Below are 25,828 nucleotides of genomic sequence, written 5' to 3'. Positions count from 1 at the left end.
CTCAGCCCGCCAGTTCTTCGGCGCTGAGGGCGAAAGCACCGGCCGCGCCCTCCTGCGCGTGGATCAAATAGGCGGCATGCTGCGGCAACATCCGTTTGATATAGAACCGCGCCAGTTTCTCGCGGGCGCCGCCCTTGTCGGCAAGGGCCGCCGCCAGATGGTAATGTCCCCCCAGAACCCGCGCAAAGGCCATGAGATAGGGGACCGCGCCGACGAACCGGTCCTGCATCTCAGCCTCGACCAGCCATTCCGTGGTTTCGCGCAGGGATTCGCAGGCCTGCCAGACGGCCTCGGCCATATTGGGGTGGGTTGGGCGGGCGCGCTCGGCCTGCTCTTCGATCTCGTCGATCAAACGGTGCGCCATTTCGCCGCCGTCCATCATCTTGCGGGCCACCAGATCCATCGCCTGAATGCCGTTGGTGCCCTCATAGATCGCCGTCACCCGCACATCGCGGTAGAATTGCGCCGCCCCTGTTTCCTCGATAAAGCCCATGCCACCATGCACCTGCACCCCCTGCTCCGCGACCCGGATACCGGTTTCGGTGCCGAATGCCTTGGCAATCGGGGTCAGGAAGGCCGCGCGGGTCTTCCACTCGGCCTCGCCTGTGGCCGCTCCCAGGTCGATGGCGCCGGCACAGGCCAGCATGATCGCACGCGCCGCGAAAACGTCCGCCTTCATCTCCATCAGCATCCGGCGCACATCGGCGTGATCGACAATCGTGCCGGTGCCGCCTGCGACCGGGGTCTTGCCCTGTTTGCGCTCCAGCGCATAGGCAAGGGCGTGTTGGTAGGCGCCCTCGGCCACGCCCACACCCTGACCGCCAACGCCCAGACGCGCGTTGTTCATCATCGTGAACATTGCCGCCATGCCGCCGTGTTCACGGCCCACCAACCAGCCCGTCGCCCCGTCGTATTGCATCACACAGGTAGGAGAGCCATGCAGGCCCATCTTGTGCTCTAGGCTGACGACCTTCAGATCGTTGGCTTTGCCCGGGTTGCCATCGGCGTCCGGCAGGTATTTCGGGACCAGAAACAAGGAGATCCCCTTGGTGCCCGCCACCCCATCCGGCAGTCGGGCGAGGACCAGGTGACAGACGTTATCTGTGAAATCATTGTCGCCCCAGGAAATGTAGATCTTCTGCCCCGACACTGCATAGGTGCCATCCCCCTTCGGTTCCGCCTTGGACGACAGGGCCCCCACATCGGATCCCGCCTGCGGCTCTGTCAGGTTCATGGTGCCCGCCCACTCCCCGGAAATCAGCTTTGGCAGATAGAGGTCCTTCATCGCGTCCGAGGCATGATGTTCCAGTGCTTCGATCTGGCCCTGGCTCATCAGGGGCGCAAGCTGCAGCGACAGGCAGGCGCCCGACATCATCTCGTTGACCGCAGTGGTGAGCGACATCGGCAGGCCCATGCCACCGTACTCCGGATCGGCGCTCATCCCGATCCAGCCGCCAGAGGCAATGGCCCGGTAACCGTCGCCAAAGCCCGGAGAGGTGCGCAGAACGCCGTTTTCCAGATGCGCGGGGTGAAGATCTCCGTTGCGCTGCAGCGGCGCCATGACCTCATCGCACATTTTTCCCGCTTCGGTCAGGATCGCATCGGCGACCTCTGTATCTGCCTCGGCAAATTTTTCTGTCGCGGTGATCTGGTCAAAGCCCAGAATCTCTTTCAGCAGGAACTGATATTCGGAAACGGGCGCGCGAAAGCTCATCGATGGGGACCTTTGGTTGTACTGCGGGCGTCAAACTGGCTGCGGTGGGACGGTGTACATGGGAAGGAACCGCAGATCGGCTTGGCATCCGCTCTCCCCTTCGCTATGTACTGTGCCTTGGCCCTTTACGTAACCAGCTCCGGCAGCGGCGCAATCAAAACGCGGCGTCACCGGGGTGAGTGACCGTACGGCCATAGGCTCCCAAACGGCCAAAGCAGATTTCAGCAGCCCTCAGGCCCCGCAATGCCCGCAAAGACAGACAGCTTCGTGCAGACCGAAATGCTCTCCCCGACCCCCAAGGGCATCGGCCGGGCCGCTGCGCTCCTGCGTGCCGGGCAATTGGTCGCTTTCCCGACCGAGACAGTCTATGGCCTTGGTGCCGACGCGCGCAATGGAGAGGCCGTAGCGGCGATCTATGCCACCAAGGGCCGCCCCTCCTTCAATCCGCTGATCGCCCATGTGGACAGCATCGAAGCCGCGCAAAATCTCGTGCAGTGGTCCGATCAGGCCGAGAGGATGGCGGCGGCGTTCTGGCCCGGACCGCTGACCCTGGTACTGCCGCTGCGCGACGGCCACGGGATATCCCCGCTGGTGACGGCCGGGCTCGACACGCTGGCGGTTCGGGTGCCGGCCAAGGCCTGTGCGCGGGATCTTCTGGCAGCCGTGGGCGGTCCCGTTGCGGCGCCTTCGGCGAACCCCTCCGGCAGGATCAGCCCGACCTCGGCGGCTCATGTCGCTGCCGGTCTCGGCGGACGGATTTCCGCGATTCTGGACGACGGGCCCTGCGGTGTCGGTGTAGAATCGACCATCCTCGGCCTGACCGGCCCCTCTGGTCGGCCGCCGGTGTTGCTTCGTCCCGGCGGTCTGGCCTCTGAGGATATCGAGGCGGTTCTCGGGCAGCCTCTGGTACATCGCAATGCGGCCGATCCTCTCACTGCGCCCGGCCAAATGCTGTCTCACTACGCACCACACGCGCCCCTGCGCCTGAATGCGACCACGTTTCAGGCTGGCGAACTCTCTCTGGGGTTCGGCCCCGGGGATTTCGACTTGAATCTTTCCGCCTCCGGTGACCTTTTGGAAGCTGCCACCAATCTCTTTGGTCACCTGCATCGACTGGATGCATTGGCGAAACCCATAGCCGTGGCCCCGGTGCCGGACCAAGGCCTGGGCGCGGCCATCAACGACCGTTTGCGCAGGGCTGCGGCACCCCGGTAGGCTTCTTTGCAGTGAGGTGGCCGCGGCCTGTGCAGCTGATGCGAGGCTCTGCCTCGCGCTCCGAGGTATTTTGAAAAAGATGAAGACACGGGCGCCCGCGCCGCGCCAGCGGCGCTCGGCCCAACCAGACCGCTTGCATTTCAATGCATGTGGGATGGGCGGGAGCGCTCCCCCCTTTGCTGCCTCCCCCCCTTTGCTGCGAAGAACGCGCCTTCGTCCGTGTTTCAGGCGTGACCGGCATCCATCGAAAGATTGAGAGGCGCAACGCCAATGCTGTTCAGGGCGGCCTCCCATTTGTCGTCGACAGGCGCGTCGAAAATCATTTCAGGATCGCTCTCGGCCGTGAGCCAGCCATTTTGAGCGATCTCAGCTTCAAGCTGTCCAGGCCCCCAACCTGCGTAGCCGAGCATGACCAGATACTGCTGAGGACCACACCCTTCGGCAATTTCCTCCAGGACATCCAGCGTCGCGGTCATGGAGAACCCGGGCTTGACCGGGAGGGAATTCACCGTCGAGATATATTCATCCGAATGCAGCACAAACCCACGCTGGGTTTCAACGGGTCCTCCGAAATAAACTTGCGAGCGGCCGGGTCCACGCCGACATTCGATGTTGAGCTGATCAAAGAGGGTGTTCAGAACCACGCCAGCTGCCGGTTTGTTGATCACCAGCCCCATGGCGCCTGCCGGGCCGTGGGAACACAGGAAGACGACAGAATTCTCGAACCGGGGATCGCCGATACCCGGCATCGCGATCAGCAATTTACCTGTAAGTTCCATGTGCCTGCCTTTGCTGTGGCCCGCGTCCCTTGCACCAACATGACCTTCCGGCGATCCGGTTGCAACCCCACCCCCAGGCGCCGGATGCGACGCGCGCCTGTCACGTTTGAGTGACATCACCCGGCTCTCGCCGCGATGTGACTTGGCATTAACCCGTTATGTGGCAATAGCTTTGATCATGACTCGCACTCTGCCGTCCCTGATCGCCGCGACAAGCCTCGCCTTGTTCTGCCTGATTTCCTCTGCGGTGAAAGCCGACAGAGCCTGGGACAATGTGGTCACGCTTGAGGTGCTTGATGGTGGGGCGACTGCGCAGGGGCACTACCTCGCAGCACTGCGTCTGCGGCTTGCGGACGGGTGGAAGACCTACTGGAGGGCGCCGGGCGACGCCGGAATCCCACCGCGCTTCACCTGGCGGGGCTCTCGCAATGTGGCGGATCTGCGCCTGACCTGGCCGACGCCCGAGGTTTTTCTGACCTCTGGTCTGCGAACGATTGGCTATCATGACGAGCTGGTAATCCCGATCGAGATCACGCCGCGCGTGCCCGGCGCGCCGGTCCGCCTCAAGGGGCGGATGGAGTTGGGACTGTGCAAAGACGTCTGCATCCCGTCCGAGCTGTCATTTGATCACCGCGCCAACCTAGATGCCGATCGCAATCCCGCAATCGCCGCAGCACTGGCAGCGCGGCCCTATTCCGCGGAGGAGGCGCAGGTCCGGGCCGTGGCCTGCCGACTGACCCCATCGCCCTATGGCATGAGGGTCACCGCCCGCATCACGATGCCCTCTGCCGGCGGACAGGAATATGCGGTGATCGAAGGCGGCACTCCCGATTTGGTCGCAACCGAGACCACAGCCTGGCGCGAGGGTGGTGCGCTGATGGCAGAGACCGAGCTCCTGGCTGCGGGCAACGGGCCATTGGTGGTGGACCGCTCGGCACTCCGGTTTACCGTCCTGGGCACGTCCCATGCGGTGGATATCAGGGGCTGTACAGCGGGGTGACCTCTCCGCATCAGTTGCCTCGAGAGCGTCCTGCCGATACGGTTCGCCCTATCTGACCTGAGAAAAAGGCCGCTGCCGTCATGAAACCTGCGTCCGCTGCTGCTGCGCCGCGCCGCCCTCTCCTTGGTGCATTGGGCGTCGTCTGCACCTCTGTCGAAGGCGAGGATTGCGTCATTCTGGTGAAACGCAAAAACCCGCCAAACGCGGGGACATGGGGCTTTCCCGGCGGCCATGTGGAACTGGGCGAAACCGCAGCAGAAGCCGCCGCACGTGAACTGCACGAGGAAACCGGAGTGATGGCCGAACCGGGGCAGCAGCTGATGACGCTGGACGTTATTCCGCGCGATGCCGACGGCTCTGTCGGCGGGCAGTATTTCCTGGTGGCGACCCTGTGTCACTATATCGCTGGTGACCCGATACCCGACGATGACGCGCTGGAGGCCCGGTGGGTGCCGGTGTCGCGTATTGAAACGCTTGGGCTGGAGCTTCTGGACCGGGTTGCGGAGCTGGCCTATCTGGCTCAGGCCTGTTCCCGCGAGGGGCTGCGGACCCCGCCAAGGGCGCCGATCACGTAGATCACCACCGCCAGCGCCGCCATGCCGAGCAGACACAGGAGCAGCGCCACCTTCAGCGGATCGGTTTCGGCCAGCCCGGGCACGACCTGACGCAGCACAGGATGGAGCCGCCCCGTCGCCATCGCATAGCCCAACGTGAGGGCAAGCCAGAGCAGCTGCGCCGCCCCGCCCAGTAACATCAGGCCCCGCAATCGTCGGGCCTCGGGGCGGCTCCCTCGGGTCACCACGCGTTTCAACGATTGCACCGGGCGCGAGACATCCGCCTGTATCGCCACCAGCGCGGGAACCACCAAAAGCACCAGGAACATGCCGAACCCAAGCCCGTAGACCAATGTGACCACCGTGGGCTTGAGGAACTGCGCCTGTTGCGAGCTCTCATACATTAAAGGTGCCAGCCCCAGCACTGTTGTCAGTGTCGTCAGCATCACCGGCCGGAGCCGGTCCGCTGCGCCGTCGATAATGGAGGGAATGAGCCCGCGGTCCTCGGCGTATTCGTCGATGGTCGACACCAGCACGATGGAATCGTTGATGATGATGCCGGTCATCCCCAAAAGGCCCACCACGGTGAACATGCTCATCGGCAGTTCCCACAGGTGGTGCCCCCAGATGGTGCCAACCAAGCCGAAGGGGATGATCGCCATCACCACGATCGGCCGGGTCCAGCTGGAGAAGATCCAGCACAGCACCAGATAGATCCCCGCCAGACAGAGCACCAGACCGCTCATCGCATCGCGCAGGAACTCGTCTTCCTGCTCGCTCAGGCCCGACAAGCGGTATTCGACCTGCCGTTCCTCGGCGATTTTGGGCAGGATTTCAGTTTCCAGCGCGGTCATCACCGCCTGGGCGCGGACCGGGTCGTCCTCCGAGATATCGCCGGTGACCGAGATCAGCCGCACGCCGTTCTCACGCCGGACGGTGGAAAACCCGGTCCGCTGCGTCACCGTCACGATGTCGGCAAGCGGCACATAGATCCCGGAGGGGGCCCGCATCAGAGTGCGCTCCAGAAAATCCGCGGTCAGCTCCCCCTCGGGCAATTCCACCCGGATCGTGGCAGAGCGCGGCCCATCGGGGTAGCTTGCAGCCTCGATCCCGTTCAGGCGGCGGCGCAGCGCCTGGCCGAGGCTCTCCAGCGTGATGTTCAGCGCCTGGCCCTGAGGGGTCAGGTCCAGCACCAGCTCTTCCTTGTCATAGGCGAGGTTGTCCTCCACCGCCGAGACTTCCGGATAGCGCGCGACGGCCGTTTTCAGATCCTCTGCGGCGGCTTTGAGCGTGGCCACATCGGCGCCGTAGATCTGCACGTCCAACGCATCGCCCCCCGGCCCCGAACGCCAGCCCCGAAAGGACACCACTTCGGTCAGCGGCAACTGCACCACCCGATCCTGCAGCGCGCCGACGAAGGCGAAGCTGGAATAGGGTCGCAGATCGGCGTCGATCAGCTCGATCGCGATACTGCCCAAAAGGTCGCTGTCCTTGGTTTCGGTACCCGCAAGGCCACGGCCCGTGTTGCCCCCCACCTCGGCCATGACGAAATCCACCGGATTGCGGCCAAACCGCGCCTCGTATTCGGCGCCCAGATCCTCGACCGCGCGCTGGAACTCCCGCATCTGCTGCAATGTATCGTCCCGGGATGCGCCTTCGACCATGGCAAAATTCCCGGACACAGAGGCCCGTTCCGGCGCGTTGAAGAAGCGCCAGGTCACGTCCCCCGCGATGAACAATGCGATCTGGCTCGCCAGCAATACAAACGCGCCGGCCACCACGACATAGCGGGCCCGCACGACGCCCGCCATCAGGGGCCGGAACAACGTATCGCGACACCAGCGGAACCCCCGGTTCACAACCCGGTTGGGCGCATCGTACCAGTGCTGTTCGTGACTATGGGCCAGCGCATGCGCCATGTGGTTGGGCAGGATCAGGAAGCATTCCATCAGGCTCGCGGCCAGCACCGCGATCACGGTGAAGGGGATGTCCCCGATGAGATCCCCGAAACGTCCGCCGATGGATGTCAGGCCGAAGAAGGCGATGATCGTGGTCAGGGTCGCGGCAAAAACCGGCAACGCCATCCGGCGCGCGGCGTTCTCGGCGGCGACCACCGGGCTCTCGCCCAGCCGCCGGACCCGGAAATCGGCGTGCTCGCCCACAACGATGGCGTCATCCACCACGATCCCCAGGGTGATGATCAGCCCGAACAGAGAAATCATATTGATCGTCAAGCCGCCGATATACATCAGCGCAATCGCGGCAAACATGGCCGCCGGGATGCCCGCCGCAACCCAAAAGGCGATGCGCGCGTTCAGGAACAGAAACAAAAGAACCAGCACCAGCCCAAGCCCGGCCAGACCATTGTCCACCAGAATATCCAGCCGCCCGGTGATCGCCTCGGCCCGCGTGCGGATCAGCGAGATTTCGACCCCCTGGGGCAACGACAGGTTCAGGTCGGCGACGACCTCCTCGACCTGGCGCTGGATCTTGATGGCATCGCCCTGATCAGAACGGTCAACCCGGATCGACATGGCGCGATTGTCGCCGACGAAATAGCTGCGTTGCCGGTCGACGCCCTCGACCCGGATCCGCGCCACATCACCGATGGTCAGCGCCGAGCCGTCAGCCTCGGAGCGCAGCACCACCGCCTCCAGCTCCTCGGGGCTGCGTTTCTGGGTCCCGGTGCGCACCCGGGCGTTGGCCCCTTCGACCTCGCCTGCCGGGTTGATTTCCACTTCGGCCGCGATCACGGCGGCAATATCGGCCATGGTGATGTCATGCGCAATCAACTGGGAGGACGGCACTTCGACAATGGTTTGCGGTGCGGCAACCCCACGGATGGTGGTGCGGGTCACGCCCACCTCGAACAGCCGCAGGATCAACTCGTCCGCAAGCAAAGCCAGTTGCTGCGCCCCCACAGGACCGGTGACCACGATATCGGTGACCCGATCCCGCCACACCGCGCGCTCGACCTCGGGGTCCTCTGCCTCCTCGGGCAGGGTAGAGACGGCGTCCACCACGCCTTGGACGTCATCTGCCGCGCGGGCCATATCCCAGCCCGGCTCAAAGTCGATGGAAATCGACGCCCGCCCTTCGCGGGAGGAGGATTCGGTTGTTTCCACCCCTTCGACCGCAAGCAGCGCCGGTTCCAATGCCTGTACAATCGCGCTGTCGACATCCTCCGGCCCGGCGCCGTCCCACTCGACCGAGACATTGACGGATTCAACGATCACATCGGGAAAGAACTGCGCCCGCATGTTCGGGATCGCCGCCGCGCCGAGGATCAGCAACAGCACCAGCAGGAGATTCGCCGCGGTCCGGTGACGGGTGAAATAGCTCAGGACGCCGCCAGCCTTCGGAAATGAAGAAATCGCCATTCAATTTCACCTGTTGGCTTCAGCCGGAACGCTTGCGCGCCGGTGCCGCATCCGTGCGGCAGGGAAGGAAAAATGGCCGAGCCGCAGTGCGCCTCAGCCGCCCATGTTCTTTTCAATCCGGTTGACCAGCGCCACAGGCACCCGCGCCTGGGTCAGCTGGCCCAAAACCCGCGTCTTGACCTCGCTCGGCATACGGCCGTTGTCCTCAACAAAAGCCACCAGCCGCGCGCGACGCTCGTCCGTCAATTCGATCAGATCCGGTTCTGCCGCCTTGGAGGAGGTCGTATCGCCCCCCAGAGCCAAAGGCCGCACCTTGATGCCCTCACCAAGGAGCGGCGTCCGGCCAACCACCACTTGCTGTCCGGCAAGACCCTCTCCGCGCACAAGAATATCGTCTCCCTGGCGCCGCACCAATTCCACCGGCAGTTCCCGCAGCCGGTCGCCCTCGCCCAGAACCAAGAGGGTCTGTCGCGAATCCATCGCCGATGACGGCAGCCGCGCCAGATCCGGGATCTCCGGCTCGCGCACGGTCACGGTGACGAAATCGCCGGGCTTGAACCCGGCCGAGCGGTTCATCCGGGCATAAATCAGCCGCCCGGACTGCCCGTCCCCCACCGCGCCGCTGGCGCGCACCAGCGTGCCGGGTGCATGAATGCCCGCACCGGCCGCATCCAGAGTCACAGTGACATCCGCCCGGATCAGATGGCCACCCGCGTCGAGCAGCCGCGCATATTGCGTTGTGGAGACGCGAAAGGCGACCTCCAGCTGGTCCGGATCCACAAGTTGCGCAAGGATTTCATTGTTTGCGACCAGACGCCCCTCTGCCAGAGCCACCGATTGCAACGTGCCGGTAAAGGGCGCGGTGATGGTGGTGTCCTCCAGATCCCGCTGCGCCTCCTCCAGCGCGATGCGCGCGCGTTCCACCAGGGTGCTGGCCTGGTCCACCCGCGCTTCGGCCTGGCTGACGGACTGCCGATGTGTGAGCACCGACTGGCGCGCCTGTGTCGCGGTCAGCTCTGCCGCTTCAACAAGCGCCTCGGTGCCGACGCCCCGGGTCTTCAGATCCACCTGACGCTGGTAGGCGCGCTCCTGCAGGGTCGCCTGGGACTGCGCGGTGATCAGCTCGTCGCGTGCAAGGTCCAGCGCCCGTGCCGCATCGCGGCTCTCGGCGCGGGCGTCCATCATGTCGGCCTCGGCCCGTTGCACCGTGGCGCGGGCGTCCGCCTTGTCGATTTCCACCAGAACGTCACCGGCTTCGACCGCGCCGCCGTCCTGAAATCCATCCGCCAGTTTCACCACCCGACCGGAGACCGCGGCACGCAATTCCAGCGTGCGCCGGCTCTCGACCCGACCGAAGCCCATCAGCTCGGGCTGCTCAGGCCCGAAACTGGCCGTCACCACATTGACCGCGAAAACCCGCTCTCGCGCCGGAGGAGCACGGCGCTCATGGTCGAGGCTTTGCTGAATGGCGGCCGCGATCATTTGCACCGCATAAAGGGCCAGGGCCGCGGTCACGGCGAGCAGGAACAGCCCGATAACGCTATGTCGCAGAAAACGCATCTTCATCCCTTTTTTGCAGACCCGGAGGCCACGCGATCATCGTCCGAGTTTCACCTGTTACGAGCTTATACGCAGCAACAGATCACTTCCGTCGCAAATGTTCGTCAAGTCTGGGCATTATTTCGACGAAATTGCAGGGGCGGTGCCGGAAATCGAGCTGATTGACCAGGATTTCATCCCAGGCATCCCTGCAGGCGCCCGGACTGCCGGGCAGCGCGAACAAATAGGTGCCCCCCGCCACGCCACCTGTGGCCCTGGATTGCATCGCAGAGGTGCCGATCTTCTGCATCGAGACCATAGTGAAGACGGTCCCGAAGGCATCTATCTCCTTCTCGTACACATCCCGGTGTGCCTCCACGGTCACATCACGCCCCGTCAGACCGGTCCCCCCGGTCGAAAGCACCACATCCACCTGTGGATCAGCAATCCAGCGCCGCAGTTGATCCGCAATCTCCGCACGTTCATCGGGCAGGATCCTGCGATCCGCCAGCTGGTGCCCGGCCGCGGTCAAACGGTCCACCAGCACCTGGCCAGAGCGGTCGTCCTCCAGGCCCCGGCTGTCGGAGACGGTCAAGACCGCGATCCGGACCGCAACGAACTCTCGGGTGTCATCGATACGTGACATCTGGGCTCAGCCCCTTTCCATGACGGCAAGTCGCAACGCAAGACCCGCAAAAATACCGCCCGTGATACGGCTCATCCAACGGCTGGCACGGCCCGATCCTGCAAAGAGATCCCGCGCCCGCCCGGCAAAGAGCCCGACGCCGCCGTTCACCAACACCCCGCCCAGCCCGATGATCGCGCCGAAAATCATGAATTGCCCCAGCACCGCACCGGCCTCGGGCCGCACGAACTGCGGCACGAAGGCCAGCACGAACAGGATCACCTTCGGATTGGTCAGGTTGACCATCATGCCGGCCCGAAACGCACGGGACGCAGGCACCACCTGCCCCGGTGCCTCGACGCTGCCCGGTCTCATGATCGCGCCCCAGGCGAGATACAGCAAATAGGCCACGCCCAGCCAGCGGATCACATCAAACAAGCCCGGTTGCGTGGCGATCACCGCAGCCACGCCCACCCCGGCCAGGACGACATGCACCATGCCCCCGAGGGCCACCCCGAGACTGGCCGCGATGGCCGAGCGGGGACCGGACCGCAGCCCCTGACCGATACAGAACATCATATCTGCTCCAGGCGTAATATTGAGCGCCAGCGCCGCCGGCACAAAGGCCGCAAGTGTTGAAATGGCAATCATCGGCTGACCTCGAACCAATTGGGCGTCGGACCGAGATTGGCGCAGGCGCTCGCCCCGATCTGTCCGCGATATCCCCAGCAATCATGCACGTGCCCAAAGACCACCAACCGAGGCTGCAGCCGTTCCACCGCCGCGCGGATGCTCTGCGACCCGATCGACACCCCCGCCGAGGTCGTGTCACCCGCCCCCTCTGGCGGCGAGTGTGTGATCAGGATGTCGACATCCCGGGCCGCGGACAACAGTCGCGCCGCCTCCCGTTCCGACAGGTCAAACGACCAATCCCCGAACGGTGTTTCAGGAATACCCCCACCAAGCCCAAAGAGCCGCAGCCCCCCGATCTCTGCCCCGGCCCCGTGCAGAACGATGGTCGAGGGCGCGGCACTGCCCCGCAGCTCTTCAGCGCTTTCGGCATTGCCGGGAACCATCACGACGGGCGCGGCAATCCCTGCCAGCATCTCCATCGCCCGGGCCAGTCCCTGCCGCATGTTGCAGAAATCTCCGGCCCCGATGACCAGATCCGCATCCGCGCTGGCCGCGACCAGCTCTGCCGCCCGCTCCTCGCTCAGATGCAGGTCGGAAAATGCCATGACCTTCATGCCGAAGCTCCCGGGTTCAATGCGCCCAGCCGCGCCTTCAGTTCCAAAAGATCCGCCCAGGCCTGCCGTTTCGCGGCCGCCTGCCGCAACAGATAGGCGGGATGAAACATCGGCAAGGCAGGCTTGTCCCAGGCCTGCCCCCAGGTGCCGCGCAAACGAGTGATCCCCCGTTTCCCCAGAACCGCCTGACAGGCAATATTGCCCATCAGCACAAGCACATCCGGTTGCGCCAGCGCCACATGCCGCTCAAGAAAGGGCAGCAACATGGCGATCTCCGCAGGCAGCGGATCGCGATTTTGCGGCGGCCGCCAGGGCAAAACATTGGTAATATAGACGTTTTTCTCACGACTGAGGTCGATCGCAGCCAGCATCTTGTCCAGCAACTGCCCGGCGGCGCCAACAAACGGCTTGCCCTGCAAATCCTCTTCCCGTCCCGGCGCCTCACCGATGATCATCACCCGGGCCCCGGCCTGACCATCAGAAAATACCAGGTTGCGCGCCCCGTGCTTGAGATCGCAATGCTCAAACCCTTCCATCGCGGCCCGCAGCGCCGGCAGGGTCGGTGCCGCCCTCGCAAGCCCCTGAGCCACCGCAACCGGATCGACCTTTTGCGGCTTGGGCGGCACCGGCACGGCCTCGGCCCCACGCGCGGCCTTGGGCTTTTGCTCCGCCAGCCCATAGCGGTCCAAAGGCGCATCAAGCATCGCCTCGGTCGCGCCAAGCTCCACCTGCCATTCCAAAAGCGCCTTCGCGCTCCAATAGTCGAGTTCCGATTCCATGAAACGCACAGTAGACCCCGGCCGCGCAAAGGAAAACGCCCCATGAGGTTTTCACCTTTTTATAAATACCTAAATCCCCGACCGACCGGAAAGACGCCGTCTGCCGGGCTCGGCCCCCATCGCTTGCCCCATCGGCCCGGCCCTCTTATAAGGGCGCAAACAGCGCGGAGTCGCCCATGCAGCCCCCCTCATTCGACCACCCCCACCTCCTTGGGATCGAACCGCTCCGTCCGCATGAAATCACCGCCATACTGGATCTGGCCGACGACTATGTGGTTTTGAACCGGCAGACGAAGAAACACTCCGATGCTCTGGCCGGGCTGACGCAGATCAATATGTTCTTTGAGAATTCCACCCGCACGCAGGCGAGTTTCGAACTCGCAGGCAAGCGTCTCGGCGCCGATGTCATGAACATGGCGATGCAGGCCTCCTCGATCAAAAAGGGCGAAACCCTGATCGACACCGCCATGACCCTCAATGCCATGCACCCGGACCTTCTGGTGGTGCGCCATCCGCATTCGGGCGCTGTCGATCTGCTGGCCCAGAAAGTCAACTGCGCCGTCCTGAATGCAGGCGACGGGCGACACGAACATCCGACACAGGCGCTGCTGGACGCCCTGACGATCCGACGCACAAAGGGGCGGCTGCATCGTCTGAACATCGCGATTTGCGGCGATATCGCTCATTCCCGCGTGGCGCGGTCGAACCTGATTCTGCTGGGCAAGATGGAAAATCGCATTCGGCTGATCGGCCCCCCGACGCTGGTGCCGCAGCAGTTTTCCGAATTTGGTGCAGAAATCTATGACGACATGCGCGAAGGCCTGAAGGGGGTCGACGTGGTCATGATGCTGCGCCTGCAAAAGGAACGGATGGACGGTGGCTTCATCCCTTCGGAACGCGAGTATTTCTATCGCTACGGGCTCGATGCCGAGAAACTGGCTCTGGCGAAACCGGATGCCATCGTGATGCACCCGGGCCCCATGAACCGGGGCGTCGAAATCGACGGTACGATCGCTGACGATATCAAACGCTCGGTCATTCAGGAGCAGGTGGAAATGGGCGTCGCCGTGCGGATGGCCGCCATGGATCTGTTGGCGCGAAATCTGCGCACAGCCCGGACCGGAGGCGCCTGAGACATGAGCGACATCATCGAAATCCCCAAAGGCGCCCGCGATCAGGTATTGGTCTTTGACCTCGACATGCCGCCCGAACAGGCTGCCTTCCTGCGCGATGAGGACGCGGCACTGGCGCAGGTCCTGGGCATCGCAACTCTCGATCGTGCCCAGGTGGAGATCTTTCCGGTCGAAGATCTGGATGGGCTTGGTCTCCTGGGCTACCTGCGCGACGGGCTCGGCGTCAGCGAGGCGGATCTGTCCAGACACGGGCTGAAACTGGATGGGTTGACCGGCTATGTCCTGGTGCTGCGGGCCCGCGCCTTTGACGGTGCCCTCACGCGGTTGACCCCGGCCGACGGCGTGGTGCTGGCGGCGCGCCTGGGCGAGGCTGGAACCGACTGGCAGTCCCAGGGCCAGATCAAAAGCGACGCCGCGCAACCGCGACTACGCACCGCTCCACGTGTCGCGCGAAGCCGCGCACGCACCATCGGAGCCACTCTGTTTGCGGTGGTGATGGCGCTGATCCTGCTGCTGATCTGGGTGTTGGCCACATGAGCAGCCGCCTCTCCTCCCGACCTGCAGCCCACCCTGATGCCCGCACGGCTGCCCGAACCGCCGCCCGCACCGCTGACCGAACCGCCAGCCGACCGACACGCCCGAAGGACCTGCCGCGATGATGCCTCCGATCACGATACTGTTCCACAATGCCCGGCTGATCGATCCGGAAGCGGGCACGGATGAGATCGGGTCACTGCTGATCCGGGACGGCAGGATTCTTGCTCGCTCTGAGGTTGGCCCTGATGTTGGCCCTGAGTCTGGGGGTAGCCACGACGCCCTGCTGCGCGCACATGCGCTGTCGCCGTCCGACGTGGAGATGATCGACTGCGCGGGGAAATGTCTGGCCCCCGGCATTGTGGACATCGGCGTGAAGGTCTGTGAACCGGGTGAACGGCACAAGGAAAGCTACAAATCCGCAGGCCTCGCGGCGGCCGCAGGCGGGGTCACCACCATCGTGACCCGCCCCGATACAACGCCAACCATCGACAGCCCGGAAACGCTGGAATTCGTCACCCGCCGCGCGCAGGCCGACGCCCCGGTCAACGTGCTTCCCATGGCCGCCCTGACCAAGGCCCGCGAAGGGCGCGAGATGACCGAAATCGGGTTTCTGATGGACGCGGGCGCGGTTGCCTTTACCGATTGCGACCATGTGATCCGCGACACCAAGGTCTTCTCTCGCGCTCTGACCTACGCCCGAAGCTGCGGCGCCCTGGTCATGGCCCATCCGCAGGAACCCATTCTGTCCGGCGGCGCGGCCGCGACCTCGGGAAAATTCGCCGCACTGCGCGGGCTGCCCGCTGTCTCCCCGATGGCCGAACGTATGGGGCTGGACCGGGATATCGCTCTGCTGGAAATGACCGGCGCCCGCTATCATGCCGACCAGATCACCACGGCACGCGCCCTGCCTGCGCTGGAGCGCGCCAAGAACAACGGGTTGGACATCACCGCCGGGACTTCGATCCACCACCTGACCCTGAACGAGCTGGACGTGGCCGACTACCGCACCTTCTTCAAGGTCAAACCGCCGCTGCGCTCCGAAGATGATCGGCTGGCCGTGATCGAGGCGGTGCGGGTCGGGCTGATTGACGTGATCTCCTCCATGCACACGCCGCAGGACGAAGAGAGCAAGCGCCTTCCCTTTGAGGAAGCCGCCGCCGGTGCGGTCGCGCTGGAGACGCTCCTGCCCGCAGCGATGCGCCTGTATCACGCGGGGCTCTTGGATCTGCCGACCCTGTTCCGGGCGATGGCGCTCAATCCGGCAAGACGGCTGGGTTTGGCTTCGGGCCGACTCGCGGTGGGTGCGCCCGCGGACCTGGTCCTGTTCGACCCGGATGTGCCGGTCGTCATGGACCGGTTTCAGCTGCAGTCAAAATCGAAGAATACGCCATTTGACACCCAGCGCATGCAAGGACGGGTGCTGGCAACCTATGTGGCGGGACAGACCGTCTATCGGAGGGACGCCTGATGCTGCCAACGCTCGAAACGACACTGCCTGTTCTGATGCTCTGGGGCGCGATCGGCTACCTCTGTGGTTCGGTTCCCTTCGGCCTGTTGGTTACCCGGATCTTTGGCCTTGGGAACCTGCGCGACATAGGGTCGGGCAATATCGGAACCACCAACGTGCTGCGCACCGGAAGCAAGGCCGCCGCGGCAACGACGCTTCTGCTGGATGGCGGCAAGGGCGCGGCGGCGGTGCTGCTGGCGCGTGCTCTGGCCGGCGAAGACGCGGCGCAACTGGCGGGGCTTCTGGCCTTCACCGGCCACTGCTACCCCGTTTGGCTGGGTTTCAAGGGAGGCAAGGGAGTGGCCACATTCCTCGGCTTGATGCTGGCGCTCGCCTGGCCTGTAGGAATTGCCTGCTGTCTGACCTGGCTGTTTGCGGCGAGCCTCAGCCGGATTTCGTCGATGGGCGCACTGACCGCCGCAGTCACCGCCCCGCTCTGGAGCTTCGCCCTCGGATACGCCCCTGGCACCTTGCTGACATGTGTCCTGGCCGCCGCCATCCTGTGGCGTCACAAGGACAACATCGCCCGCCTGCGCGCCGGGACTGAACCCAAAATCGGCCAGACGTAAACATCCGCAAAGTCAGCCTGCGACCGCCCCCGCCCTCACCAGCGGGGTCACACACGATGTGCTCCCGCGTTGTTCATCAGCATGCCGTCAGGTCGGTCTGCAGAGATCCGACCCTATCGCCTATTTCCATGCAGGCAAGGCGACGAAAAGGCACCTACAAGCTGGCTCCGGCCCATGTTGAGGCGACCTATTGGTTCGCAAGTAAAGAGAACACGGATCTATGCGAGGCCAGCCCGGAGGCCTGTACCGGTCCCGCAGACCTGCCAAATGCCCCAACCTCCGCGCGCGCCGCCAGCGTGAGGGCAGCAAGAAAAAGGGACGTCTCAGCGGCGCCCCCTCTTTCCTATTCCGGCAGTGATCCGGTCAGTAGCTGTAATCGGCATATATCCGGGTCAGATCGCCGTTCCAATCGCCCTCAAAGCGCTCCAGCAATTCGTCCGCCGGAACTTTGCCGCTGTCGACGCTCTCCTTCAATGCGTTGAGGAAATGGGTCTCATTCGGGATCAATCCCCCCGCGCCCTCGCGTGCACGCGCCTGCAGCCCCGCGTCAGCCAGCGCCAGAACCTCGCGCGCAAGATCATGCATCTTCACGCCACCGAACTCTGCCTGCAATCCCGAAACCGAAGCCGCGACCCGCAACCCTTCGCGGGTCTCCGCATCCCAGTGTTTGACCAGATCCCACGCCGCGTCCAGCGCCGATTGATCATACATCAGCCCGACCCAGAACGCAGGCAGGGCACACAGGCGCCGCCAAGGCCCCCCGTCGGCGCCGCGCATTTCCATGTATTTCTTGATCCGGGCCTCGGGAAAGGCCGTCGTCAGGTGGTCTGCCCAATCCGACAAGGTCGGTGTTTCGCCCGGCAACGCAGGCAATTCGCCCTTCAGAAAATCCCGGAACGACTGGCCGAGTGCGTTGATGTATTTGCCGTCGCGATAGACGAAATACATCGGCACATCGAGCGCATAATCGGCATATCTTTCAAACCCCATGCCCTCCTCAAACACAAACGGCAGCATCCCCGTCCGGGCCGCATCCATATGCCGCCAGATATAGCTGCGCCAGGATTTATGGCCGTTGGGCTTGCCCTCAAAGAAGGGCGAATTGGCGAACAGGGCGGTCGCCACCGGCTGCAGCGCCAGAGCCACGCGCAGCTTCTGAACCATGTCAGCCTCAGAGGCGAAATCGAGGTTCACCTGCACCGTACAGGTGCGCCGCATCATCCAGCGACCGGTGGTGCCGACCTTGTCCATATAATCGTTCATCAGGGTATAGCGACCCTTCGGCATCAGCGGCATTTCCTCATGCTGCCAGATAGGGGCCGCCCCGAGGCCGATAAACCCGACGCCAATCTCGTCGGCGATATCCTTCACTTCGCGCAGGTGGATATTCACCTCATCGCAGGTCTCGTGGATGGTCTCCAGCGGTGCCCCGGACAACTCCAGAGCGCCCCCCGGCTCGAGGCTGACATTCGCCATCCCCTTGGTCAGACCGATCAGCTTGCCGCCTTCGCTCACCGGCGCCCAGCCATGTCGGTCGCGCAGCCCCTCCAGCACCGCAAGGATGGATCGCTTGCCCTCATAGGGCAACGGTTTCAAGGTGTCCTTGCAATAGCCGAATTTCTCGTGCTCCGTGCCGATGCGCCAGTCGTCGCGCGGCTTGCAACCCGATTCCATATACTCTGCCAATTGGGCATGGCTTTCGATCGGTCCGCCGCCGGACTGAGGAATGGACATGGATAGGCCCCCTTCAAAGATCGCGCTGCCCAGGGCAGGCGTGGCATATTTCTGTGTCGTGTTTCTGCGTCTGAGTGCAGCGTCTGAGGCCCGGGGGCCAAGTGTCAACTGGTGCGACCAAACGCTGGTCTTGTCAATGCAGCCAATGGGCTGTGTGCGCATCCGGTGAGCGCTGCCATATCACGACCTGATGCGGACCTTTGTGATGCAGTTCACTCAGCATGCGTTCCGTCTTCAGTCCCGGCAGGCTCGCGAACACATCAAACAATGCCTCGGCGCCGGTGGCGGTGACCGGGATAGCCAGGGGCGGCTGGCCGGGCTGTTCCAGCACCCAATGCGAGGGGCGTGCGGTATGGTCCAGGCGCAGGGTCTCGATCTCTGACCGGGCCACTGCGCCCCCCGTCAGCGGTCCGAAATAGCTGATCTGCCCTTCGGTGACCTGCACCATACCAGGTCCCCCGGACCCGGGCCGAAACCGCATCCGCTGGCCGCCGACAACCGCCACCACCACCGCCAGCGCAATGCAGGCCCAGCCGGTCATTTGCATGATCCCCACAGATGTCAGCGCCCAGCGCAGCCCGAAGGCAAACAGCACCAGCGCCGCCAGCACTTCCCGCCAGCGCCAGAGTGCGGCACTGGCTTCGGGTCTGATAAAACTCATGTGCATCCCTCCACAAAGGTTGCGCGCGTTTGCGCAGGCCGGGAAAACAGCACCAGAGCATAGGTCCCCGCCGGCTGAAACCCCACCGCCCGATAGGCTCTGGCCGCCGCTTCGCTCGCCGCAAAGAGCACCGCCCGCGAGGCGCCGCGCGCGCGCGCTTCGTCCAAATGCCGACCGACGACGCGGCGCGCGTAGCCACGCCCGCGCAGGGCAGGAGGCGTATAGACACCGCCGACCTGAACCGCTTCCGGCAGGCTCTGATTGAAACCGGTCATCGCCACGGGCTCCCCCCGGTGCAGCAACACGCGATGGCTGTCCTTTGCGACGCACTCGGCAATATCCGCCCGTGCTTTCACGGCTGCCGCTTCCGCACCGGCGCAAACCGCCTCGATCTCATAGGCAGTGCGCCAGGCCTCCATCACGGCGCGCGGAGCCTCCCCCAGCGGGATGATCTCCTCATCCGCGCGCCTTTCAACCCGCAGCTCTGTCAGATCCAGCAAAAACCCCGGATCATCGCTGTCGAGCTGGCAGGGATGCGACTGCAAGTCGTTGACGGCGAGAAAGCTGCGCACCTGCGGCGCATCCCCCAATACCGCAGAGATCGCGCGTCCGGCGACCAACTGCCCCGCCCCCCGCCAGTCAGCGGCCTCCGCATCCGGTGCCATCATCAAAACGGTGCCCGCAGTTGTGATCCCGAACACCCCGTCCCGATCCGGCCGCACCCAAAGCGTCAGCGCATGCGGATGAGCCTCGCGCCGCTGTGGGCCAAGCCCGTGCTCGCGCAGGTTTCCGATCAGGAACATGGAAGCCTGCACATTCTGAAACAGCAGGGCTTCGACCCAGCCGAGGTCAGACCTCTGCGCAGGGCGCCACCTCATCGCCAGTCTCCCAGCCTTTGCTGCCACAGGGTCATCGCGGCAACCGCTGCGGTATCGGCGCGCAGGATACGCGGGCCGAGGCTGACCACATGCGACTGCTCCATCCCCTGCAGCCGTTTGCGTTCGCCCTCCGAAAACCCACCTTCCGGCCCGATCAAGATCGCCCAGGGGGCCGGTGGCTCGGCCCGGACCTCATCCAGAAACAGACGCTGCCCCACCTCCGCCTCGTCGCAGAACATCAACTGGCGCGACAGTGGCCAATGATCCAGCAGCGCCGAAAGTTTCTGCAGCTCCGCCACCTCCGGCACAAAGGTGCCGCCGCATTGCTCCGCCGCCTCGACGGCATGGGCCTGCAACCGGTCCTGACGGATCCGCTCTGAATTGGTGAACTCTGTCACCACCGGCACAATGCGCGCCGCGCCCATTTCGGCCGCCTTTTCGACGATGAAATCGGTGCGTGCTTTCTTGATCGGCGCAAAGATCAGCCACAGATCCGGCGGCAGCTGCAGCGGCTTGGACTGCGCAACACAGGCGAGGACCCCGCCACGCTTGCCGGCTTCGGCCACTTCCGCCTGCCATTCCCCGTCGCGCCCGTTGAACAGGGCCACGCGGGCACCGGGCCCAAGCCGCATCACCCCGAACAGGTAATGCGCCTGATCCCGGTCCAGAGGAACCGATTGCCCTGCCCCCAAGGGGTGATCTACATACAGTCTGACTTTAGCACTCATGGGGTCCTACATATGCAAGGCCAGTCGCCAACACCAGACGGACGTGTCGCAGATGCTGTGAAAGGCAATTGGGTGGACACCCATGCGCCCGAGGCCCTGCGCCCCTACATGCGTCTGAGCCGGGCGGACCGCCCGATCGGCACCTGGCTCTTGCTGCTGCCGTGCTGGTGGGGACTGGCGCTGGCAATGCTGGCCGACCAGAGCCCGCGCTGGGGCGATCTGTGGATCTTCACAGGCTGCGCCCTCGGAGCCTGGCTGATGCGGGGGGCGGGCTGTACCTGGAACGACATCACCGATCGCCACATCGATGGCAGCGTCGAGCGTACCCGCTCGCGCCCGATCCCCTCCGGCCAGGCAACGGTGCGGGGTGCTGCCCTATGGATGGGGCTGCAGGCACTGCTGGCCTTCGGGATCTTGCTGACCTTCAATCAGGCCGCGATTGCGATGGGCATCCTATCGCTGTTTCCGGTCGCAATCTATCCCTTTGCCAAGCGGTTCACCTGGTGGCCGCAGGTGTTCCTCGGGCTGGCCTTCAACTGGGGCGCGATGCTGGCCTGGGTTGCGCACAGCGGGCGTCTGGACTGGCCTGCGGTGGCGCTCTACAGCGCCGGCATGGCGTGGACGCTGTTTTATGACACCATCTATGCCCATCAGGACGCCGAAGATGACGCTCTGATCGGAGTGAAATCCACCGCGCGCCTGTTCGGGGACCGCTCGCCGGTCTGGCTGCGGCGGTTCATCGTGGCCACCGTCAGCCTGATGGCGCTGGCCATCATCCTCGCGGTGCAGCCCGCAGGCTCGGTCCTGGCGCTGGCCTTGTCGCTGGTCGCGCCCTGGGCGATGGGGTGGCATATGACCTGGCAGCTGCGCTCCTTTGACCCCAACAACAGCGAACGGCTGCTGGCGCTGTTTCATCTCAATCGAGACACCGGCTTGATTCCGCTCATTTTCCTTGTGCTGGCCCTGTTTGCATGATCGCGCAGCCCGACGTGATTGATCCATCGCCCCTGCCCTTGTAAGACAGAGGCCAATCGAACTGCCGGAACTTACTGCCACATGCGTCTTTCCTCGCTTATGATCCCCCCCCTGACCTTTGCCGCAGCGGCAGGTCTCAGTCTGGTGGTGGCGGGGTTTGCAGCGACGGCCCTGGAAGACAACACCGAGATCGTCGTGCGGCGGACGCTGGACAGCGCCGGGTTCACCTGGGCCGAAGTGGTGGCAGACGGCCTGCGGGTCGAACTCTCGGGCGAGGCCCCGGACGAGGCCAGACGCTTTGCCGCGATTTCCCGTATCGGCGCGGTGGTGGATGCGTCGCGGATCATCGATCAGATGGAAATCAGCCCGTCAGAAGGCATCGCGCCGCCGCGTTTTTCGACAGAGATTCTGCGCAACGATGCCGGGATTTCGATCATTGGCCTCATTCCGACCGCAAGCAACCACGCGGCATTGATGCGCAGGCTGAGCGAGATAAAACGCAACCCGCAGGTCACCGACTTTATCGAAACAGCCGACTACCCGCTGCCCCGTGGCTGGACCGATGCCATGGCCTATGCGCTCAAGGCGCTGGCCCTGCTGCCGCGTACCAAGATTTCAGTAGAAGCGGGCGCCGTCAGCATCACCGCGATTTCCGACAGTGCCGAGGCCAAGGAAAAACTCGAAAACGACCTGACCCGCATGGCCCCGCCTTCGGTTCATGTGACGCTCGATATCGCCGCACCACGGCCGGTGATCTCGCCCTTCACGCTGCGCTATGTCCTGGATGAAGAGGGCGGCCATTTCGATGCCTGCTCGGCCGAGAGCGACGAGAGCCGCACCCGCATCCTGACGGCCGCGCGGCTGGCTGCCCTGCGTTCTGAAAGCGAATGCACCATCGGCCTGGGCGTGCCATCCGCCAATTGGTCGCGCGCGGTCGAGGTCGGTCTGGCGGCATTGACGGAACTGGGGGCGGGTTCGATCACCTATTCCAACGGCGATGTGACGCTGGTCGCCGCCGAGGGGACCGCCAGTCCGGTGTTCGACCGAATCGTCGGCGAGCTGGAAAACGCCCTGCCGCAGGTCTTCGTCCTGCATGCGGTGCTCCCCGAGCCCGAAACACAGGCCAGCGACAGCGCCCCTGAATTTTCCGCCACCCTCAGCCCCGAGGGACAGGTGCAACTGCGGGGCCGGCTGAGCGACGATGCCCAGCGTCGCACCGTCGACAGCTACGCCCGGGCCCGGTTTGGCTCCGATGCGGTCTATGTGGCCACCCGCAACGTACCGGATCTGCCCGGCGTCTGGCCGATCCGGGTGCTCGCCGCGCTGGATGCGCTGGCCCAGCTGGAGCGCGGCGCGGTGACCGTCACCCCTGATCTGGTGAGCGTGCGCGGTATGAGCCACGTGGAAAACGCCAGCGCCGAAGTGGCCCGGATGCTCTCGGACAAACTGGGCGAGGCCGAGGACTACGAATTGGACCTCACCTATGAGGCCCCCCCGGAACCTGAGGACCAGCTGATGGCACCGGCGCTTTGCGAGGCGGAGCTGGCCGCCATTCAGCGTGCCGAGAAGATCGCCTTTGAACCCGGCTCTGCGACCGTGGCTGCCGACAGCGCGCGGGTGATCGACAAAATTGCCAGGCTGCTTGATCAATGTGGCGAAATCCCCCTCGAAATCCAGGGGCACACCGACAGTCAGGGACGGGAAGAGATGAACCTCAACCTCAGTCAGGCCAGGGCCCAATCCGTGCTGAACGCGCTCAGGGCGCGCCGACTTCTGACCGGGAGCTTCGTTGCCAAGGGCTATGGCGAAGTCACCCCCATCGCCAGCAATGACACCGAAGAGGGCCGCGAGGCCAACCGCCGCATCGAATTCCGTCTCATTGAGGCCGACGCGCCTGCGGACGAGGGTCCACAGGACGAGGCCGGCGCTGACAGCGCCCCGCAAGCCGAGACCACAGAGACCACCGATACAGAGACCACCGATACCGGGGGCGACACCGGGGGCGACACGCCTCAGACCACCGACGATGCCACCACCCCAGAGCCCCCCGAGGAGACCGACGGATAATGAGCAGAACAGAGTTCATCCTCACCACAGCCATCATCCTGTTTGCGGCATTTGCGATGGGATGGTTTGCGAATTGGCTGGTGCACCGCTTCACCCGCGTGCGCCAAAGCGACGTGGCTGATCTGGACCGCATGAGCCAGGAACTGCATGAGGCAGAAGAAACCCGGGATCAGGCGATCACCTATCTGCAACAGCGCGAAGCAGAGCTGACCAATCAGCTCAGCCAGACCGAAGCCGAGCTGCGCGCTGCCATGGACGGCTTGCGTGAGGCGCGTCAGGAGGCCGAGGAACTCCGCTCGCAGCTACACGGCGCCGGTTGAGGGACCGTCAGGGGATGGCGCGCCGGATCATGCCGCCGCCTTCGCCCCCCTTCGCCCCGGTATGATCGCCCCAGATCGCCCCAGTCTGATCGCCCTGGACACTGACTGATCGCCCCGGTTTGATTTCTCCTGATCGCGCCTCTGATCTTTTGATCCATCTGATGTGAAACAGTCATATGAGCGAGGCTCCGGTCCAGGATGGTCGCGCCGCCCGGGCAGGCCACCCTCGCCGTGCCGACAGGCACGGCGCCCGGCCCAATGGGAAGACGCGCCGCGAGGCGCCGATGACGGGCGGGAGCCCCCCCGGCCACCAGAGAAGCCCTGCACCAATAGACGGGCCCCTTGCAGCGTCAGATCCTTGCCACAGCGGACGCAGGCTTTCGGATGACAGGCCAAGGAACGTGGGACAAGCGGGCGTTACCAGCGCGTCAACGCATCCTCATCGGCCTCTTTTGCCGCAACCCAATCAGCTGCGCCATCCGCAAGGATCTCCTTCTTCCAGAACGGTGCGCGGGATTTCAGGTAGTCCATCAGGTACTCTGCCGCCTCAAAAGCCGCCACGCGATGCTGCGCCGCCGTGGCCACCATCATGATCTGATCGCCAGGCTGCAATCGTCCGTATCTGTGGATCACCAGCGCATCCGTCAGCTCCCAGCGCGCAACCGCCTCGGTAGCGATCTTCTGCAACGCCTTTTCGGTCATCCCCGGATAATGCTCGATCTCCATCACCGTCATCGCACCGGCATCCGCCTCCCGCACCACACCGGTGAAGGTCACGACCGCCCCCGCCGCCCCGGCGTCCCGGGCAAACCCGTTCGCTTCTTCGCCGAAATCAAACGGCGCCTGCTGCACCCTCACACGCATCGCTCAGCCTCCGGTCATCGGCGGGAAAAAGGCCACCTCGCGCACGCCCGACAGCGGCGCGTCAAACTCCGCAAGCTCCTGATCCAGCGCCACCCGCAGGGCCGACAGGTCGCCAAAGGCCGCAGCATAGCGTTCATCGCGCGCCATCAGCTCTTCGATCAACTCAGCCACTGTGACCGCAGTGGTCTCGACCCGCTCTTTCGGCAGACCAATGCGTTCGCGCACCCAGGCGAAATACAGCACATCCATCAGCGGGTCTCCTTCAGATAGGGCATGGCCTTTTTGATATAGTCAACGCCGGTAATCAATGTCAGCGCCGCCGCAATCCACAGCAACCACAACCCGATACGCCCGGACCAGACCATACCTTCGAAGTAAAACCGCAGGCCCTGGGTGTCCGCAACCGCACCGGAAAGTACATCCTGCACCATGTCGCGATCCATGCCAAAGCCCCCCATACCGAGATGGTGTTCAAAGATACCCTGCGAAAACAGGGTCGCGATCGCAATCATCTGGGCCGTGGTCTTCCATTTCGCCAATTTCGTCACTTTCAGCGTGCCGGCCGTATCCCCCAGGAATTCGCGCAGTCCCGAGACGAAAACCTCCCGAAACAAGATCACCGTCGCAGGCAGCACCAGCCAGGCGGTCCAATGGGAGGTCGCATACCCCACAAGGATCATCAGGGCGATCACCACCATCGCCTTGTCCGCGATCGGGTCGAGCATTGCGCCGATCTTGGTTTCCTGTTTCCAGCTGCGCGCCAGATAACCATCAACCCAATCAGTCAGCGCCGCCCCGACAAAGAGCACAAGCGCAAACCAATCCGCATAGGGGCGAGAGAAAAAGAGAAACATGACCGCAAGTGCGGGCGCGGCGAGCAACCTCAGCAAGGTGAGGATATTGGGTAAATTCCAGATCATGGCCGCACCTTATCCGCCCCTGTCAGGAGTGGGAAGCGGCCCCGTGACGAAATATATCCGCCCCTGCAGCCCGGCCCCGGTTTTGTGTGGTTCTCCGCCGAGC

25 protein-coding genes are annotated in these 25,828 nt (G+C 64.2%); 10 read left to right on the top strand and 15 right to left on the bottom strand.

Features of this window, described 5'->3' with window-relative positions; all coding sequences use genetic code 11:
• Window position 1 precedes the first annotated feature (1 nt).
• Window positions 2-1,714, bottom strand: a complete 1,713-nt coding sequence (locus FGE21_RS03435) for an acyl-CoA dehydrogenase (protein WP_139661661.1) — start codon at window positions 1,712-1,714, stop codon at window positions 2-4.
• 243 nt (window positions 1,715-1,957) lie between these two features.
• Between FGE21_RS03435 and FGE21_RS03430 the strand changes: the two genes are divergently transcribed.
• Window positions 1,958-2,929, top strand: coding sequence for an L-threonylcarbamoyladenylate synthase (locus FGE21_RS03430; protein WP_139661659.1), 972 nt, complete (start codon window positions 1,958-1,960; stop codon window positions 2,927-2,929).
• A 224-nt stretch (window positions 2,930-3,153) separates the two neighbouring features.
• On the opposite strand, the gene FGE21_RS03425 is transcribed toward FGE21_RS03430, so the two are convergent.
• Window positions 3,154-3,708, bottom strand: a complete 555-nt coding sequence (locus FGE21_RS03425) for a YqgE/AlgH family protein (protein ID WP_139661658.1) — start codon at window positions 3,706-3,708, stop codon at window positions 3,154-3,156.
• A gap of 178 nt (window positions 3,709-3,886) precedes the next feature.
• Between FGE21_RS03425 and FGE21_RS03420 the strand changes: the two genes are divergently transcribed.
• Together FGE21_RS03420 and FGE21_RS03415 are read left to right on the top strand one after the other, a co-directional pair.
• The gene (locus FGE21_RS03420) at window positions 3,887-4,708 is read left to right on the top strand and encodes a protein-disulfide reductase DsbD domain-containing protein (protein ID WP_139661656.1); all 822 of its coding nucleotides are present in this window, start codon (window positions 3,887-3,889) and stop codon (window positions 4,706-4,708) included.
• Between the two features lie 80 nt (window positions 4,709-4,788).
• Window positions 4,789-5,283, top strand: a complete 495-nt coding sequence (locus FGE21_RS03415) for an NUDIX hydrolase (protein ID WP_139661655.1) — start codon at window positions 4,789-4,791, stop codon at window positions 5,281-5,283.
• Here the strand turns inward: FGE21_RS03415 and FGE21_RS03410 are convergent.
• From FGE21_RS03410 to FGE21_RS03385, 6 genes are all read right to left on the bottom strand, one after another.
• Window positions 5,229-8,642, bottom strand: a complete 3,414-nt coding sequence (locus FGE21_RS03410) for an efflux RND transporter permease subunit (protein ID WP_139661653.1) — start codon at window positions 8,640-8,642, stop codon at window positions 5,229-5,231. The genes FGE21_RS03415 and FGE21_RS03410 overlap by 55 nt on opposite strands.
• 93 nt (window positions 8,643-8,735) lie before the next feature.
• Complete coding sequence (locus tag FGE21_RS03405; protein WP_139661652.1) at window positions 8,736-10,202, bottom strand: efflux RND transporter periplasmic adaptor subunit; 1,467 nt, start codon at window positions 10,200-10,202, stop codon at window positions 8,736-8,738.
• A gap of 82 nt (window positions 10,203-10,284) precedes the next feature.
• The gene (gene moaB / locus FGE21_RS03400) at window positions 10,285-10,827 is read right to left on the bottom strand and encodes a molybdenum cofactor biosynthesis protein B (protein WP_139661650.1); all 543 of its coding nucleotides are present in this window, start codon (window positions 10,825-10,827) and stop codon (window positions 10,285-10,287) included.
• A gap of 6 nt (window positions 10,828-10,833) precedes the next feature.
• Window positions 10,834-11,457, bottom strand: a complete 624-nt coding sequence (locus FGE21_RS03395) for a LysE family translocator (protein ID WP_139661648.1) — start codon at window positions 11,455-11,457, stop codon at window positions 10,834-10,836.
• Complete coding sequence (locus tag FGE21_RS03390; RefSeq protein ID WP_139661647.1) at window positions 11,454-12,053, bottom strand: metallophosphoesterase; 600 nt, start codon at window positions 12,051-12,053, stop codon at window positions 11,454-11,456. The genes FGE21_RS03395 and FGE21_RS03390 overlap by 4 nt, the downstream gene beginning before the upstream one ends.
• Entirely contained in the window at window positions 12,050-12,832 is a 783-nt protein-coding gene (locus tag FGE21_RS03385; RefSeq protein ID WP_139661645.1) for a uracil-DNA glycosylase family protein, read from the bottom strand. Before FGE21_RS03385 ends, FGE21_RS03390 begins: the two co-directional genes overlap by 4 nt.
• A 176-nt stretch (window positions 12,833-13,008) precedes the next feature.
• On the opposite strand from FGE21_RS03385, the gene FGE21_RS03380 reads away from it, so the two are divergent.
• The 4 genes from FGE21_RS03380 (at window position 13,009) to plsY (ending at window position 16,578) form a co-directional block, all read left to right on the top strand.
• Complete coding sequence (locus tag FGE21_RS03380; RefSeq protein ID WP_139661643.1) at window positions 13,009-13,965, top strand: aspartate carbamoyltransferase catalytic subunit; 957 nt, start codon at window positions 13,009-13,011, stop codon at window positions 13,963-13,965.
• 3 nt (window positions 13,966-13,968) lie between these two features.
• Window positions 13,969-14,502, top strand: coding sequence for a hypothetical protein (locus FGE21_RS03375; protein ID WP_139661642.1), 534 nt, complete (start codon window positions 13,969-13,971; stop codon window positions 14,500-14,502).
• 130 nt (window positions 14,503-14,632) lie between these two features.
• Window positions 14,633-15,970 (top strand): dihydroorotase, encoded by a 1,338-nt coding sequence (pyrC, locus tag FGE21_RS03370; RefSeq protein ID WP_139662061.1) that lies wholly within the window; start codon window positions 14,633-14,635, stop codon window positions 15,968-15,970.
• Window positions 15,970-16,578 (top strand): glycerol-3-phosphate 1-O-acyltransferase PlsY, encoded by a 609-nt coding sequence (gene plsY, locus FGE21_RS03365; RefSeq protein WP_370285405.1) that lies wholly within the window; start codon window positions 15,970-15,972, stop codon window positions 16,576-16,578. Before pyrC ends, plsY begins: the two co-directional genes overlap by 1 nt.
• Before the next feature lie 363 nt (window positions 16,579-16,941).
• Here the strand turns inward: plsY and FGE21_RS03360 are convergent, their stop codons facing one another.
• From FGE21_RS03360 to FGE21_RS03345, 4 genes are all read right to left on the bottom strand, one after another.
• Window positions 16,942-18,312, bottom strand: a complete 1,371-nt coding sequence (locus tag FGE21_RS03360) for a glutamate--cysteine ligase (protein ID WP_139661640.1) — start codon at window positions 18,310-18,312, stop codon at window positions 16,942-16,944.
• 133 nt (window positions 18,313-18,445) lie between these two features.
• On the bottom strand, window positions 18,446-18,973 hold the full coding sequence (locus FGE21_RS03355) for a hypothetical protein (RefSeq protein WP_139661638.1): 528 nt from the start codon (window positions 18,971-18,973) through the stop codon (window positions 18,446-18,448).
• A complete protein-coding gene (locus FGE21_RS03350; RefSeq protein WP_139661637.1) occupies window positions 18,970-19,851 on the bottom strand; it encodes a GNAT family N-acetyltransferase in 882 nt (293 codons plus the stop codon). The genes FGE21_RS03355 and FGE21_RS03350 overlap by 4 nt, the downstream gene beginning before the upstream one ends.
• On the bottom strand, window positions 19,848-20,579 hold the full coding sequence (locus FGE21_RS03345) for a 16S rRNA (uracil(1498)-N(3))-methyltransferase (protein WP_139661635.1): 732 nt from the start codon (window positions 20,577-20,579) through the stop codon (window positions 19,848-19,850). Before FGE21_RS03345 ends, FGE21_RS03350 begins: the two co-directional genes overlap by 4 nt.
• 12 nt (window positions 20,580-20,591) lie before the next feature.
• Between FGE21_RS03345 and ubiA the strand changes: the two genes are divergently transcribed.
• From ubiA to FGE21_RS03330, 3 genes are all read left to right on the top strand, one after another.
• Complete coding sequence (ubiA, locus tag FGE21_RS03340; protein ID WP_139661633.1) at window positions 20,592-21,554, top strand: 4-hydroxybenzoate octaprenyltransferase; 963 nt, start codon at window positions 20,592-20,594, stop codon at window positions 21,552-21,554.
• Between the two features lie 81 nt (window positions 21,555-21,635).
• Window positions 21,636-23,621 carry an OmpA family protein gene (locus FGE21_RS03335; protein WP_139661631.1) on the top strand — a complete coding sequence of 662 codons (1,986 nt, stop codon included), beginning with the start codon at window positions 21,636-21,638 and terminating at the stop codon, window positions 23,619-23,621.
• Window positions 23,621-23,941: a hypothetical protein gene (locus FGE21_RS03330; RefSeq protein WP_139661629.1), complete on the top strand. Its 321-nt coding sequence runs from the start codon at window positions 23,621-23,623 to the stop codon at window positions 23,939-23,941. Before FGE21_RS03335 ends, FGE21_RS03330 begins: the two co-directional genes overlap by 1 nt.
• 417 nt (window positions 23,942-24,358) lie before the next feature.
• Here FGE21_RS03330 and FGE21_RS03325 read toward each other — a convergent pair whose 3' ends face one another.
• From FGE21_RS03325 to pgsA, 3 genes are read right to left on the bottom strand one after another with little or no spacing between them, the layout of a single operon-like run.
• Window positions 24,359-24,805 carry a molybdenum cofactor biosynthesis protein MoaE gene (locus FGE21_RS03325; RefSeq protein WP_139661627.1) on the bottom strand — a complete coding sequence of 149 codons (447 nt, stop codon included), beginning with the start codon at window positions 24,803-24,805 and terminating at the stop codon, window positions 24,359-24,361.
• Between the two features lie 3 nt (window positions 24,806-24,808).
• Window positions 24,809-25,054, bottom strand: coding sequence for a molybdopterin converting factor subunit 1 (moaD, locus tag FGE21_RS03320; protein WP_139661625.1), 246 nt, complete (start codon window positions 25,052-25,054; stop codon window positions 24,809-24,811).
• Entirely contained in the window at window positions 25,054-25,725 is a 672-nt protein-coding gene (gene pgsA / locus FGE21_RS03315; RefSeq protein ID WP_139661624.1) for a CDP-diacylglycerol--glycerol-3-phosphate 3-phosphatidyltransferase, read from the bottom strand. Before pgsA ends, moaD begins: the two co-directional genes overlap by 1 nt.
• Window positions 25,726-25,828 lie beyond the last annotated feature (103 nt).

The organism is Phaeobacter sp. B1627 (assembly GCF_006265095.1).
Lineage (GTDB): Bacteria > Pseudomonadota > Alphaproteobacteria > Rhodobacterales > Rhodobacteraceae > Epibacterium.
Note: the sequence above shows the minus strand (reverse complement) of the source record. Positions and strands in the feature narration are given on the sequence as shown.

Coding starts and splice junctions, on each gene's coding strand:
- FGE21_RS03430 (WP_139661659.1), top strand. CDS start 1,958: ATGCCCGCAAAGACAGACAGCTTCGTGCAGACCGAAATGCTCTCCCCG.
- FGE21_RS03355 (WP_139661638.1), bottom strand. CDS start 18,973: ATGAGTTTTATCAGACCCGAAGCCAGTGCCGCACTCTGGCGCTGGCGG.
- FGE21_RS03375 (WP_139661642.1), top strand. CDS start 13,969: ATGAGCGACATCATCGAAATCCCCAAAGGCGCCCGCGATCAGGTATTG.
- ubiA (WP_139661633.1), top strand. CDS start 20,592: ATGCAAGGCCAGTCGCCAACACCAGACGGACGTGTCGCAGATGCTGTG.
- FGE21_RS03390 (WP_139661647.1), bottom strand. CDS start 12,053: ATGAAGGTCATGGCATTTTCCGACCTGCATCTGAGCGAGGAGCGGGCG.
- moaB (WP_139661650.1), bottom strand. CDS start 10,827: ATGTCACGTATCGATGACACCCGAGAGTTCGTTGCGGTCCGGATCGCG.
- FGE21_RS03425 (WP_139661658.1), bottom strand. CDS start 3,708: ATGGAACTTACAGGTAAATTGCTGATCGCGATGCCGGGTATCGGCGAT.
- FGE21_RS03415 (WP_139661655.1), top strand. CDS start 4,789: ATGAAACCTGCGTCCGCTGCTGCTGCGCCGCGCCGCCCTCTCCTTGGT.
- FGE21_RS03360 (WP_139661640.1), bottom strand. CDS start 18,312: ATGTCCATTCCTCAGTCCGGCGGCGGACCGATCGAAAGCCATGCCCAA.
- FGE21_RS03345 (WP_139661635.1), bottom strand. CDS start 20,579: ATGAGTGCTAAAGTCAGACTGTATGTAGATCACCCCTTGGGGGCAGGG.
- FGE21_RS03350 (WP_139661637.1), bottom strand. CDS start 19,851: ATGAGGTGGCGCCCTGCGCAGAGGTCTGACCTCGGCTGGGTCGAAGCC.
- plsY (WP_370285405.1), top strand. CDS start 15,970: ATGCTGCCAACGCTCGAAACGACACTGCCTGTTCTGATGCTCTGGGGC.
- FGE21_RS03420 (WP_139661656.1), top strand. CDS start 3,887: ATGACTCGCACTCTGCCGTCCCTGATCGCCGCGACAAGCCTCGCCTTG.
- FGE21_RS03395 (WP_139661648.1), bottom strand. CDS start 11,457: ATGATTGCCATTTCAACACTTGCGGCCTTTGTGCCGGCGGCGCTGGCG.
- FGE21_RS03435 (WP_139661661.1), bottom strand. CDS start 1,714: ATGAGCTTTCGCGCGCCCGTTTCCGAATATCAGTTCCTGCTGAAAGAG.
- FGE21_RS03330 (WP_139661629.1), top strand. CDS start 23,621: ATGAGCAGAACAGAGTTCATCCTCACCACAGCCATCATCCTGTTTGCG.
- FGE21_RS03335 (WP_139661631.1), top strand. CDS start 21,636: ATGCGTCTTTCCTCGCTTATGATCCCCCCCCTGACCTTTGCCGCAGCG.
- FGE21_RS03410 (WP_139661653.1), bottom strand. CDS start 8,642: ATGGCGATTTCTTCATTTCCGAAGGCTGGCGGCGTCCTGAGCTATTTC.
- FGE21_RS03405 (WP_139661652.1), bottom strand. CDS start 10,202: ATGCGTTTTCTGCGACATAGCGTTATCGGGCTGTTCCTGCTCGCCGTG.
- FGE21_RS03385 (WP_139661645.1), bottom strand. CDS start 12,832: ATGGAATCGGAACTCGACTATTGGAGCGCGAAGGCGCTTTTGGAATGG.
- FGE21_RS03325 (WP_139661627.1), bottom strand. CDS start 24,805: ATGCGTGTGAGGGTGCAGCAGGCGCCGTTTGATTTCGGCGAAGAAGCG.
- pgsA (WP_139661624.1), bottom strand. CDS start 25,725: ATGATCTGGAATTTACCCAATATCCTCACCTTGCTGAGGTTGCTCGCC.
- FGE21_RS03380 (WP_139661643.1), top strand. CDS start 13,009: ATGCAGCCCCCCTCATTCGACCACCCCCACCTCCTTGGGATCGAACCG.
- moaD (WP_139661625.1), bottom strand. CDS start 25,054: ATGGATGTGCTGTATTTCGCCTGGGTGCGCGAACGCATTGGTCTGCCG.